The organism is Dokdonia sp. R86516, assembly GCF_044596715.1.
Classification (GTDB): Bacteria; Bacteroidota; Bacteroidia; order Flavobacteriales; family Flavobacteriaceae; genus Dokdonia.
In genome coordinates this window covers 602797-616785 of record NZ_CP138998.1, presented here as the reverse complement: position 1 = coordinate 616785, position 13989 = coordinate 602797, and the positions used below count along the sequence as shown (strand labels likewise).

Here is a 13989-nt window from a genome sequence, read left to right as displayed (position 1 = left end):
ATTATGAGTACACTTAACCCTACAGAAAAGAAATACAGAGTTTGGATTATTATTTTATCCATAGTGATTCCTATAGCCGTTGCAATATTATTTGGGATTAAGCTTAAGGATTACGGTATAGATGTAGAACCCCTTACGTTTTTACCTCCTGTATATGCCACTATAAACGGACTTACAGCTATTGTCTTGATACTAGCGGTGCGCGCCATCAAAAATGGAAATCGCACACTTCATGAGCGTTTGATGAAGACTGCCATTGGGTTATCTGTCTTGTTTTTATTGATGTACGTTGCTTATCACATGACATCAGACTCTACAAGTTTTGGCGGTAAGGGTATCATACGTTATGTGTATTTCTTTATTTTGATAACGCACATTGCACTATCTATAATTATCATACCATTGGTATTGTTTACATATGTAAGAGCACTTGCAGAGCGTTTTGATAAACACAGAAAGCTAGCACGCATCACTTTTCCTATATGGTTGTACGTTGCAATTACTGGTGTTATTGTGTATTTAATGATTTCTCCTTATTACGTTCACTAGATGAAAAATCTTAAACAAGTACTAGTTGTTCTGTTTTTCTGTTGCGCTTTCGCGAAAGCGGACTTAAATGCAACAGTGGCAGCATCTACTACTCAGTGTGCCATGTGTCGTGCAGTCCTAGAATCTGAGGAAGATAATAGTACTGCCAAAGGAATAAACAATGGAATAAAATACCTTATGGTAATTCCATATATCCTTGTGGGTGGTGTTTTCTATTTCGTTTATAAATCTAGAAAAAACGCTTCTAGTGAGTCACAAGAAGAGCATATTGAGTCATAAAAGTTGCTGTTTTCACCTCACTTGCTCTCAGTTGATTTTTCCTCTAGTTACTCCAAGGTTTAATACTTGTTATTCTTTAACAAAACCTTAGGACTACCCGACTAAACCCATCCGTAATTTGCGTGTCTAATTTTAGAACCAAACTATCAAACGGATGAAAAATATTATTACCCTTTTATTGCTATCATTTTCTTTAGTCGCCGTAGCACAGCGACCTGCAGGAAATCGGCCAGATGTTATTATTACTGGTACAGTAATGGAGGCAGAGACAAACATACCTCTAGAGTATGCAACAGTATCATTTGCTACTGCAGATGGTAAAGTAGTAACAGGAGGAATCACAGACCCTTCTGGAAAATACAGTATAGAATTACCAGCAGGCGTATATGATGTGAAGTTTGAGTTTATCTCGTTTGAAACAAAAGTGCTTTCTGCTCAACGTCTTATTAAGGACACTACCTTACCTACACAGACACTAGCCATAGATTCTCAATCTCTAGATGAAGTGATTGTGCGTGCAGAAACTACAGAAGTTCAAGTGCGACTGGATAAAAAGATTTATAACATAGGAAAGGATCTTACCACTAGTGGTGCGACGGTAAGTGATGCACTTAGTAATGTGCCATCTGTTACGGTAGATGTAGATGGAGCTATTGCCTTAAGAGGTAATGGAAACGTGCGTATTTTAATTAATGGTAGGCCATCTGCAATTGCAGGCTTTGGATCTGTAGATGCGTTGAGCCAATTACCAGCAGATGCCATTGAACGTGTAGAAGTGATTACATCTCCATCTGCTCGTTATGATGCAGAAGGAACGGCTGGTATACTTAACATTATACTTAAGAAAGAGAAAACATTAGGTCTTAATGGTTCTATACAGACTAATGTAGGCTACCCAGAACGTTACGGAATCACAGGAAATATAAACCTAAGAACAGATAAGTTTAATATTTTTAATACAACAGGGTATAGTAAACGTACTTCTCCAGGAAACGCTTCTGCCGAAAATCAATATTTTGCATCAGAAATAGGAGCAGATGGTGAGCAGACTTTTACAAGCGAGATAGATCGTATTCTTAGAGAGGATCGAGATTTTGATAGAAATCGTGGAGGGTTTAATACTAACTTAGGTATTGAGTATTTTCTAACGGAAAAAACATCTGTAACTGCAAGTGGTTTCTTAAGATTAGGAGATAACGATTCTGGTACAGATAACTTTACAAATGAGTTTACACCAGATAATGAATTGACAGTCTCTAGAACGAGACTTGAGCGCGAGAATGAAGAGGACATGACCTATCAATTCTCTCTTAATTCGATTACAAAGTTTGATGAGTCTGGACATGAGCTCACCGCAGCTTTACAATATGCGAGAGATGAGGAAACAGAAACTTCTGTTATTACAGAGTTCAACTCTTTCCCAACTTTAGAAAACCTGCCTACAGAAGACATAACTCAGATTGAAGATCAAACTGAATACCTAGCGCAAATAGATTATGTGCGACCTATAGGTGAGACTGCTCAGTTTGAGATAGGATATAGAGGAAACTTTGAAGAAACAGAAACAGATTACACACTTCTAGAAGAAGATGTTGCAGGTGGTACATTTATAAGAGATGACGGCTTGTCTAACATTTTTACTTACAAAGAAGATGTACACGCAATCTATACACAGTATGGAGATAAGTTTGGTGATTTTTCTTTCTTAGCGGGACTTCGTTATGAAAACACAAGACAGCAAGGTACTGTAGATGCAGTAATTTCTGATGATAATCCACTAGGGACTAATCTTGATTTTGACAACCAAACAGATGGTTTATTTCCTACATTAAATCTTACTTATGAGTTTAATGAGCGTGAGAATATCACCTTAGGCTATAACAGACGTATTAACAGACCAAGAGGTCGTTTTATTAATCCTTTCCCATCGCGTTCAAGTGAAGCAAACATCTTCCAAGGAAACCCGGATCTTGTTCCATCATTTGCAAGTGCATATGATCTAGGATACTTAAAAAGATGGGATAAATTGACACTTACCTCATCTGTATACTACCAGTATGAGACAGATTCTTTTGAGCGTATCCAAGAAGATACAGGACTAGTAACTGCAAATGGAGTGCCTATCATTAGAACACTTCCTATTAACCTAAGTACAAACGAGCGTTATGGAGCAGAACTAGGTGTTCTGTACAATCCTAATAAGTGGTTGCGATTAAACTTGAGTGCAAATGCATTCTTATTTGAAACAAACGGTTCTTTTAATGGTGTAGATTATGGGGCTAGTAACTTTAGCTTCTTTACAAGAGGAAGTGCAAAAGTAACCTTACCATATAAAATTGACTGGCAAACTAATATCTTCTACAGAGGTCCTAGCAACAATGCACAGACAGATACAGAAGGTTTCTTATTTACAAACCTAGCATTTAGTAAAGACATACTTAATGATAACGCGACACTTGCTTTAAACGTGAGCGACGTATTTAATTCAAGTAAGAGACAATCACTTACTACCACAGATTCTTTTACAAGTGATAGTGAGTTCCAATTTAGAGTCCGCTCTGTTAATCTAGCTTTTACTTATAGATTTAATCAAAAGAAGAAACGTGAGCGTGGTAGCCGAGGTGGTGGTGAAGGAGAAGATGATTTTGAAGGGTAGACTTTTTTAGCTTTCGCGAAAGCGTAATTTTCCCAATAAAAAAAGGTGGACGGTATAACCGTCCACCTTTACTTTTTTATGTCATAAAACAAATCATTTGTCTAGAAAGAAACCGAGATTTTTCCTCTTAAAAAGAAAGGAACACCAGGTGTAAAGTGAATCTCCTCTACAGACTGTGTTTCATTAAACAATCTACTTTCTGTGGCAAATTGAGTTTCATTCCATTCAGTGTCAAATAAATTTTCGATCACAATTCCGTACGTCCAGTTTTTTACTTTATAGTTGAGATTCATATCTGTAACAAAATAACCGTCTGCTACGATGGAGTTGTCTTCATTTGCTGCTCTATCGTCGATATAGCGGTAAGAAAGCGATCCAGAAAATGCACCTAAGTTATCTACATTAATTCCTCCTACTGCCGTAAAGTCTGGTGCGAGTGGTATTAAATCTGCTCCATTAGGTTCGTCTGTGCTCCTAGCATACGTGTAGTTTACATCTGAGTATGCGTATAACCAATCATTAAACTGGTATCTAGCACCTAGCTCAATACCCACTCTGCGAGAGCGTCCACTAGGTTCTACAATTCCTGCATCACCTACATATACAAACTCTTGGTCTAGAAATAAGCTCCATAATGCAGCATTGACCACAAGACGGTCTGCCGGATTAATAATAGTACCTATGTCAACACCATAAGCCGCTGGTAAAATATCTTCACCTTCATTTGCTACAACTACGCGTGTGTCATTAGAGTGAAAGCCTATACCAGTTTTAAGGAAATATTGAAATGTAGTAGACGGTGTGTAAATCACATTAAGCTTAGGGCTAAAGGCTACCTTGTTTTCGCTGCGATTATCATAAACAGGACTTAGCTCATTCACATAGTCAAACTTAAAATAGTCTAAGCGTACAGACGGATTAATGTTCCAATCTCCTTTTTTAAATTCGGCATTAAAGTAACCAAATGCGTTGAGTTCATCCACATCACCTAAGGATAGATTTTCTAGTGTCTCACGACGATTCCTTGTGCGTGACAATTCTACATCATTCACATCATCATATCTAAAACCTACACCCGTTTGATAATCTAGATTAAAACCAGCAACCTCTGTATCCTTACGTTCAAAAGAACTTTGAACACCCATTAATACGCGGTCTTCGTGCTGTCTTATCTGGTCACCATTTACGGGGTCCTCTAGAAAGAAGGTGAAGTTTGAATACAACTCAAAATCATATTTTGATAAAAAGGCATTGGTCTTAAAAGAGTCACTATCATTTAAGTTTTTTGTGTAGTTAAGAGAGATATTACTTCTACTCGTAGTACCACCTTCGGTATCATCTATTGCTCCAAAACGGCCTATTAATCCAGCATCTACAGCTCTTTGTGGTATCTGGCCAGAGGCATCCCATTTACTTTGAAAGTGTGATAATGTAATGTCTAGCTCTTCCTCTCCTGGTTTGGCATAAATATATTTACTCATCAAGTTAAGACGATTAAAGTTCTGTGGTGAGTCTACAGGCCCATCAGTAAGGTATATCTCTGATGCTAAGTATAACGAGCTATACTCTTTATTAAGCACGGGGAATAAACCCGAAAGGCGCTGAGTGTTAAATTGGCCAACTTCAAGAGTAATTAAATTGTCTTCTACAACATCTTTAAGTTTAAGGTCAATATATCCCGCTGTTGCAAAGTTACCTTGCTGAGCATTAAAAGGACCTTTGCCAAATTCTATATTCTGTATAGTTTCTGGTATTACAAAGTGCAAGTCTGAGTATCCTTGTCCATGGGCGTGAGAGACCATATTAACAGGTAGTCCGTCTACACTAAGCGCGAGGTCTGTACCATGATCAATATCAAAACCACGTAAGAAAATTTGCTCTGCTTTTCCTCCCCCTGCATGCTGGCCTATAATTAGTCCAGGTACCTTGCGTAATATTTCTTGTGATGATTTTACAGGATTGTTTTGAACGTCTATATCTACAATTTTACTTAGTTGGTTTACTTCAGATACGATGAGAACTTGATCAAGTGATAATGACTTAGGCTCAAGCTTAATTTGTAACTGTTTTTCACCTTCTGATAATAAATAAAGAAGGGTTTCATAGCCTAGGCTAGAAAAATATAGAGAGTCGCCTACTTTTGTTTTAGGGATACTAAAGAAGCCTGTCGCATTCGTATGTGCGTGCTGTCCCGATTCTTTATTAAAGATATTTGCATTTTCTATTGGGCTAGCATTTTCATCTAGTACCACACCTTTAATTGACTGGCCGTACAATGGGATAATAAGGAGCATCGTGATAGCTCCAAGAAAGAATTTCATATAATTTTATTTGAGATTTGAATGTATTTGTGCGTGTTTATATGACTAGCCTAGCGATAGACGAGTATAAAAACAGTATTCCATAGTGAGAATACTACAGCCGTGGAGGCTGTATAACCAAATCTCTTTGTGAAGTGTACTTTTTCTCTAGATACCACCAGTTATGTACTATCTCAATAGGAGTAGTACTTGCTAGAGTAGGGTAATAGGTTTGTGACAATTGTTTGTCTGTATTATATTTTTCGTCGCTTTTAAAATGCTCAGGCTGTTGGTCATTATCGTTAAAAACCAATTTAAGAAAAGTAAGAGCACGGTGACTGTGGTGTGTAGCAACATCATTCCCATGGTGATTGCTAGCTGGAGTCTCGTGGTGATGTGGTGGGTTGTCATGATTGTCCTGCGCGATGGCATGTTCAATATTGTGTGCAAGCTGGAAAACCACCTTTTGTACAGGAGATAGCAAGCAAAAGACCGCCATGCAAAAGGCGATAGTTTTGGTAATGGATGATATGTAATGGTTAGTTTTCAGTTTGTATGTGTGAATCTACTATAGAACTTACGGTAATATGACCTCGAGGGTTTCGTTTTAAGAATAGTTTAAGAAAATAAGGGTTACGCTTTCGCGAAAGCATAAAATTATCTTTAACAAAACACTAACATATGTTTGTGTAACAGAAATTCTCAAAAACAGTCTATTCAATACATTTTACAGCGTAAAGACTTGCTTGTATCGCAGATAGTCTTAACAAGAAATTCACAGTATTTAAGTTGGTAAACGTTAATATTGTTATAAACCATTGACTATGATTGAAATAAATGGCCTTCACAAATCGTATCAGATGGGGAGCAACTCGCTTCACGTTCTTAAGGGTATAGACTTTTCTGTAAAAGAGGGAGAGTTAGTTTCAATCATGGGATCTTCTGGGTCTGGAAAATCGACGCTTTTAAATATACTAGGAATGCTGGATGAGGCAGATGAGGGTAATTATACGCTAGATAATGTCCCTATCAAAAACCTCAATGAAAAAATAGCAGCCCAATACCGCAATAAATTCTTAGGATTTATCTTCCAGTCTTTTAATCTTATCAATTATAAGAATGCTTTAGATAACGTCTCTATGCCGTTATACTATCAAGGCATGAAGCGCGCAGAGCGCACAGATAGAGCCATGCATTATCTAGAAAAAGTAGGTCTTGCACAATGGGCAACACACTTACCTAGCGAAATGTCTGGAGGGCAGAAGCAGCGCGTAGCGATAGCGCGAGCACTAGCGAGTGACCCAAAAGTATTACTAGCAGATGAGCCTACGGGAGCACTGGATACAAAGACATCTTATGAGGTGATGGATCTTATACAGGGTATCAATGATGAAGGTAAAACAATCTTAATTGTTACCCACGAGCCAGATATTGCAGAGATGACTAAACGCATCGTAAACTTAAAAGATGGTCGTATTATAGATGACACACTCGTAAATCAAGTAAAGGCAATCAATCATGTTTGATGTAGAACGCTGGCAAGAAATTTTTGAGACCATAGGAAAAAACAAACTTCGTACATTTCTTACAGGTCTATCTGTGGCTTCAGGGATTTTTATCCTAGTAATCTTACTTGGTTTTAGTACAGGAATTCAAAAAGGTGTTAAAACTCAATTTGCTCAAGATGCCGAAAGTCGTGTAAATGTGTGGACGGGCGTCACTACAAAGGAATATGCAGGTCTTAATCCTGGTAGGCGTATCCAGATGCATAATAGTGATTATGAAAATGTCAACACAAAATTTGGTGAGGCTTTAGAGCATAAAACTGGATTATATAATATCTGGGGAGGCCAAGTGAACTATGGCAACGAGTCTGGTAATTATCGTATAGAAGGAGCAAATTATGGGCAGCAGTTTATAGAAAATGCAACACTATCTGCAGGTAGATTTCTCACTCAAAAAGATCAAGACGAAGGTGTCAAAGTGGCTATTATAGGTCAAAAAGTAAAAAATGATCTTTTTAAAGCAGAAGATGCTATCGGTAAAACCATTAAGATAAGTGGTATTAATTTTCTTGTTGCAGGAGTCTTTACAGATCCCGGTGGTGAACGCGAGGAATCTCGCATTTTCATTCCGCTTAGTACAGCGCAAAGAGTATTTAATGCTGGAGACAAATTGCGTTCCATGGCATTTACCGTTAAAATGTCCGACAATTTTGACGAGGCCGTAGCACTATCTGCAGCAGTGAGTCAGGGTATTGAAGATGAGATTAAGTCACGCTATCAGATATCACCAGATGATAGAAGCGCGGTACGCGTGCGTTATAATCTAGAAGAAGCACAAAAAATATATAGCCTTATTGACACCATACGTATGGTCTTTTGGTTTGTAGGTATAGGAACTATTATCGCTGGTGTAGTAGGAGTGAGTAACATCATGCTCATCATTGTTAAAGAGCGAACTAAAGAAATAGGAGTGAGAAAGGCGCTGGGTGCCTTACCTAATTCTATTATAGGGATGATACTACAGGAGTCTATATTTATTACGGCAATTGCAGGATTTTTAGGTTTGTTTCTAGGTGTAGGTTTATTAGAACTCATAGGGCCACAAATAGATAGTGACTTTATTAAGTTTCCTCAAGTAGATTTTACAACAGCAATTTCGACAGTGATAATATTAATTGTTGCAGGAGCATTAGCGGGATACATTCCTGCGAGAAGAGCGGCAAATATTAGACCTATAGAAGCATTAAGAGACGAATAAAATTAACTATTACGCTTTCGCGAAAGCGTACACATAAAATACTCCCACTATAAAAGGAGGAACTAACGTTTAATTAAAAACACCTTTACAAGGTATAACAAGATGTTTAGCAAAGACCGCTGGAATGAAATATTAGAAGCCCTCAATGCAAATAAGTTTCGTACGTTACTTACAGCATTTGGTGTATTCTGGGGAATCTTAATATTGGTGTTGCTACTAGCATTAACCAACGGACTTAAGAATGGTGTCTCGGCAGATTTTGGTGACTTTGCTACAAACTCTATGTTTATGTGGTCGCAAGGAACGTCCATATCGTACAAGGGATTACCTAAGGGAAGGAGATTTAGTTTTAAACTTGAAGATGTAGAGGTCCTTAGAGAGAAGTATCCAGAGCTTAAATATATCTCACCACGCAATCAGCTGGGAGGTTTTAATGGGGCAAATAATGTGACTCGCAATGAAAAAACTGGAGCTTTTAGTATCTATGGAGATTATCCAGAATTTATAAAACAACAGCCTCAAGACATTACTTCTGGGCGTTACATATCATATTCTGATATTAATGAAAAACGTAAAATTTGTGTCATAGGAGAAGACGTAGTGAAGGGTTTGTATGATAATGGAGAAGATGTTCTCAATACCTACATTAAAATAAATGGTGTCAATTTTTTAGTGGTGGGCACTTTTAAAAACCCAAAAAGTAGCGGAGACGCAGAGGAAGATGCAAATACTATTTTCGTTCCTTTTACCACATTTTCACAAGCTTTTAATAGAGGTGATAACGTAGGATGGATGGCAATAACTGCTAGTGAAGACGTCAACATTACAGACATTAAGGAGCAAGTATTTGCAACCATGAGAGAGCAGCGCTCTATACACCCTGATGATAAACGAGCGATAGGTCATTTTGATCTATCTGAAGCGTATGGTCGTGTGATGGGGCTATTCTCTATCCTCACCTTTGTAGGCTATTTTGTGGGGTCGCTTGTATTGCTGTCTGGAGTTATAGGAATAAGTAATATTATGCTTATTGTAGTAAAAGAACGTACTAAGGAAATAGGTGTGCGCAGAGCGTTAGGAGCGACTCCATGGGAGATTAAATCTCAGATTTTGCAAGAATCTTTAGTGCTTACTATCATCTCTGGAATGGCAGGCATAGCAGTTGCCGCTGGATTTATTTGGGTGATGAATACCATCTTAGACCAAGTGGGAAAAGTAGATAATTTTGCAAACCCATCGGTAAATATAAATGTCATTTTTGTTGCACTTGCTATCCTGATAGTTTCAGGATTACTAGCTGGATTTATTCCGGCATCAAGGGCAATACAAATGAAGCCTATAGACGCATTAAGAATAGAATAAAACACAATCAACCATTCATACCATGAAACGCACAGGAACCATTATTACACTTATTGTAATCGTCATATTATTTGCAGCAGGCATTTGGTATATCTACACAAAAGATAAGCAAGACCCTATTGTTTATACTACAGAACAAGCCACTAGTCGTACCATTGTTAAGAAAACGGTTGCAACTGGAAGCATTGTTCCTAAGGAAGAAGTACTTATCAAGCCTAACGTGTCTGGAATCATTAAAGAGATTTATGTAGAGGCTGGAGATAATATCAAAGCTGGAGATCTTATTGCTCAAATTGAGGTGGTGCCTAATGCGTCATCACTTACTAATGCAAAGAATAATATTGCAGGAGCACGCACGGGAGTTGAAACAGCAAAGCTTGCTCTGGCAAACCAAAAGAGTATTTACGACCGTCAGAAGGCGCTCTTTGATAAAGGAGTGATTTCTGCAAATGATTTTGATGGGATTCAAAATGCATATAACCAGGCGCAACAGCGTGTAAAGCAGGAGCAAGTAAATCTTACGAGTGCTTCTCAAAATTACGATATTATTAAAACGGGAACTACTAGTGGTCTTGGTAATGCTGCCACTACTCAAATAAGATCCACCATTACTGGGATGATTCTAGATGTGCCTGTAAAAACAGGAAACCAAGTGATTGAAGCCAATAATTTTAATGATGGAACCACGGTTGCAACGCTTGCAGATGTAGATAAAATGATTTTTGAAGGAAAGGTAGACGAGAGTGAAGTAGGCAAAATAAAAGAAGATTTACCATTAGAAATTACCGTAGGGGCGATAGAAAATATGACTTTTAACGCAACTCTTGATTATATAGCACCTAAGGGCGTAGCCGAAAATGGAGCTATCCAGTTTGAAATAAAAGGAACACTAGATCGTACAAACTCAGATACTTTTATTAGAGCAGGGCTGAGTGCAAATGCAAGTATTATCCTCGAGAAAGCAACAGATGTTCTTTCCATAAAAGAGGCACTTGTACAATATGATCCTAAGACTAAAAAGCCATTTGTTGAGGTCGCTACGGGTGATCAAGAATTTGAACGTCGTGATATTGAGGTAGGCGTGAGCGATGGTATTTTTGTAGAAGTAAAGAGCGGTATCACCGCAGAAGATAATATTAAGGTGTGGAACCAACTTAAAATTCCTACTGGATTTGGAGGAGGTAGAGGGTAGGTAATCCTTTGTTTATAGGAGTATAGAGGTGTTTTTAAATGCGCTTTCGTGAAAGCGTAACAGCTACTCAAAAAAAATAATTAACAGTTTTTGTAACATATAACCGTTTCAATAGTCATATTGGACATCAATCAAGATTATGAAAAAAGCCATCTTATTTTGTATGACAGCGTTACTCGCTCTTACGACTTACAGTCAAGAGAAGAAGTGGACCCTGCAAGAATGCGTGCAATATGCGATAGATAATAACATTAACATCCAGCAAACGGAGTTAGACCTAGAGACTGCAGCAATAGACCGCTCTGATGCAATAGGATCATTTTTGCCTACTTTAAATGGTACGGCATCAAACTCTTGGCAAACGGGTCTCACGCAAAACGTGCTAACTGGAGTTTTAGAAACGCAACAAACACGTAACTCATCTTTTGGAGTAAGTTCTGGAGTGCGATTAATCAATGGTTTTAGAAATCATAAAGTACTTGATAGAGCAGAACTCTCTAAAATAGCTGCAGATTATAACATTGCTAAACTTAAAGATGATGTAGCGCTTAATGTGGCGGTTTCTTACTTACAAGTTTTACTCGCAAAGGAAAGTACAAAAGTGATTGTAGCTCAAAACGCAGTGACTAAGGAACAAATAGAACGCACACAAGAACTTGTAGATGGAGGTGTGTTGCCTCGAGGAGATCTATTAGAAATAAGAGCAACAGACGCTAGCGAAAGACAACGAATAGTCGCTGCAGAGAATGCGGTTTCTATTGGACTTGTAAATCTTGCTCAGCTTTTAAATATTAAAGATTTTGCAAACTTTGATATCGCCGAAGGGGAATATGAAGTGCAAGGAGAAGGAATCTTAGATACACAAGCAGAGGTGCTCATAGAGACTGCAAAAGAAACACGTTATGATCTAAAGATTGCCGCTCAAAATGAAGCCATAGCCAAAAAAGATTTAGAAATAAGCAAGACAGGATTTTACCCTACACTAGATGCATTTTTTAATTATAACACGAGAGAGTCTAATAGATCAAGTGGTTTTAATACTTCTATAGATCCTGACAATCCTTTTATTGATTCTGGAAATCCTATTGGAGTTGTGGGTAACACTGGTGATATTGTAACTAGTTTGTCTCCTAATATTACTGGAGTTGACGAGATAGGGCCATTGCCATTTGTAGAGCAACTATACCTCAATGATGGTATCTCTTATGGGCTATCTTTGCGAGTTCCGGTTTTTAATGGGTTTAGTGTAAAGAATCAAGTAAAACGTAGCGAAGTAAATGTGATGCGATCTGAGTTTCAAAAAGAACTAGCAGAGCAAAACCTTAGAACTGCCGTATATCAAGCATACACAGATGCAAAAGCTGCAAGAGAAAGTTATGAGGCTGCCAAAATAGCTGTTGAGTCTCAAGAGCTAGCTTATGCATACGCAAAAGATCGCTACGATGTAGGACTTACCAATGCTTTTGACTTTAGCCAGAGTAAATTGCGTTACGATAATGCACAGATTGAGATTGCGCGTGCTAAATATGATTATATTTTCCGTATCAAGGTGTTAGAGCTCTATTTTGGAGTTCCTGCTACCGAACTAAAATTCTAACCAACATGAGTAAAAAAACACTTTTCATTGTACTAGGCGTTGTTGCTGTTGTAGTAATAGCACTTATTGCAGGTAAAAAATCTGGAGCTTTCGGTAAGTCTGGTAACTTCAAGACTGTAGAGGTGCAGAAGCTTGAGAGAGCAACAATCATTGAGACGGTTGCAGCTACAGGTAAAATACAGCCAGAGATAGAGGTAAAGCTATCATCAGAAGTTTCTGGAGAAATTATAGACCTTCCTATTAAAGAAGGTCAAGATGTAAAAAAAGGAGATTTACTTGTAAAGATTAATCCAGACTTGGTACAGGCAGCAGTAAGCCAGAGCCGAGCAGCGCTACAAAATAGCCGTGCAGGATTATCACAAGCAGAAGCTAGTCTTAACCAAGCAAAACTTACGTTTGATCGTAATAAGCCTCTTTTTGATAAAGGGGTGATTTCAAAAGCAGATTTTGAGAGAGCACAGTCTGATCTAGAAATTGCACAGGCAAATCGTCAGAGTGCTTTTTATAACGTACAAAGCGTAGCTGCTCAAGTAAAGCAAGCTACAGATAACCTAGGGCGAACTTCTATTTTTGCACCACGTGATGGTACGATCTCTATGCTTAATGTAGAGCTAGGAGAACGTGTAGTAGGTACTGCGCAAATGGCAGGAACAGAAATCGTACGTGTAGCAAACCTCAATAACATGGAGGTTGAGGTAGATGTAAATGAAAATGATATTGTAAAAATCGCAATAGGAGATTCTACCATAGTAGAGGTAGACGCATATTTGAAAACAAAATTTGCTGGTGTAGTGACAGAAATTGCAAACTCTGCTCAAGCAACGCTCACTGCAGATCAGGTTACAAATTTTAAAGTAAAGGTGCGTATTCTAGAGGATTCTTATAAGCACTTGTTAGAAGGAAAAAAGGACACGTACTCGCCATTTAGACCAGGTATGACGGCTACTGTAGATATTATCACAAAGAAGCGTAATGATATTCTTGCAGCTCCAATAAGTGCTATTGTTGTTAAAACAGATACGAGTGCCACAAGAAGCACTACGCCTAAGTCTACAACAAGTGTAGCAGGAGCAGAGGAAAAATTTGAATGTGTATTCGTCAAGAATGGTGGTGAGGCAAAATTGAAGGTGGTAACTACAGGAATACAGGATGACTCTAAAATCGAAATCTTAACAGGTCTTGAAGAAGGTGATGAGATTATTACAGGCCCTTATAGTCTAGTAACAAAAACACTTAAAACTGGTGATAAAGTTGAGGTGAAAGGAGAAAAAAACGAATCTGAAGAATAAAA

Annotated in this window: 11 protein-coding genes; 9 read left to right on the top strand and 2 right to left on the bottom strand. The window is 38.0% G+C overall.

The window, feature by feature from the left end; genetic code table 11:
* Positions 1-3: 3 nt before the first annotated feature.
* The 3 genes from SJY23_RS02925 (at position 4) to SJY23_RS02915 (ending at position 3484) form a co-directional block, all read left to right on the top strand.
* Entirely contained in the window at positions 4-549 is a 546-nt protein-coding gene (locus SJY23_RS02925; RefSeq protein WP_396597378.1) for a DUF420 domain-containing protein, read from the top strand.
* Entirely contained in the window at positions 550-828 is a 279-nt protein-coding gene (locus SJY23_RS02920) for a hypothetical protein (protein WP_396597377.1), read from the top strand.
* A 154-nt stretch (positions 829-982) separates the two neighbouring features.
* Positions 983-3484 carry a TonB-dependent receptor domain-containing protein gene (locus SJY23_RS02915; RefSeq protein ID WP_396597376.1) on the top strand — a complete coding sequence of 834 codons (2502 nt, stop codon included), beginning with the start codon at positions 983-985 and terminating at the stop codon, positions 3482-3484.
* 101 nt (positions 3485-3585) lie between these two features.
* Here SJY23_RS02915 and SJY23_RS02910 read toward each other — a convergent pair whose 3' ends face one another.
* Positions 3586-5805, bottom strand: coding sequence for a TonB-dependent receptor (locus SJY23_RS02910; RefSeq protein ID WP_396597375.1), 2220 nt, complete (start codon positions 5803-5805; stop codon positions 3586-3588).
* A gap of 94 nt (positions 5806-5899) precedes the next feature.
* Positions 5900-6283: a hypothetical protein gene (locus tag SJY23_RS02905; RefSeq protein ID WP_035335653.1), complete on the bottom strand. Its 384-nt coding sequence runs from the start codon at positions 6281-6283 to the stop codon at positions 5900-5902.
* Positions 6284-6608: 325 nt separating this feature from the next.
* Between SJY23_RS02905 and SJY23_RS02900 the strand changes: the two genes are divergently transcribed.
* From SJY23_RS02900 to SJY23_RS02875, 6 genes are all read left to right on the top strand, one after another.
* Complete coding sequence (locus tag SJY23_RS02900; protein ID WP_035335655.1) at positions 6609-7310, top strand: ABC transporter ATP-binding protein; 702 nt, start codon at positions 6609-6611, stop codon at positions 7308-7310.
* Entirely contained in the window at positions 7303-8547 is a 1245-nt protein-coding gene (locus SJY23_RS02895) for an ABC transporter permease (protein WP_396597374.1), read from the top strand. The genes SJY23_RS02900 and SJY23_RS02895 overlap by 8 nt, the downstream gene beginning before the upstream one ends.
* Before the next feature lie 102 nt (positions 8548-8649).
* Positions 8650-9909, top strand: coding sequence for an ABC transporter permease (locus tag SJY23_RS02890; protein WP_396597373.1), 1260 nt, complete (start codon positions 8650-8652; stop codon positions 9907-9909).
* A 22-nt stretch (positions 9910-9931) separates the two neighbouring features.
* Positions 9932-11101, top strand: a complete 1170-nt coding sequence (locus tag SJY23_RS02885; RefSeq protein WP_035335657.1) for an efflux RND transporter periplasmic adaptor subunit — start codon at positions 9932-9934, stop codon at positions 11099-11101.
* 139 nt (positions 11102-11240) lie between these two features.
* Positions 11241-12698 (top strand): TolC family protein, encoded by a 1458-nt coding sequence (locus SJY23_RS02880; protein WP_396597372.1) that lies wholly within the window; start codon positions 11241-11243, stop codon positions 12696-12698.
* 5 nt (positions 12699-12703) lie between these two features.
* On the top strand, positions 12704-13987 hold the full coding sequence (locus tag SJY23_RS02875; protein WP_035335659.1) for an efflux RND transporter periplasmic adaptor subunit: 1284 nt from the start codon (positions 12704-12706) through the stop codon (positions 13985-13987).
* Positions 13988-13989 lie beyond the last annotated feature (2 nt).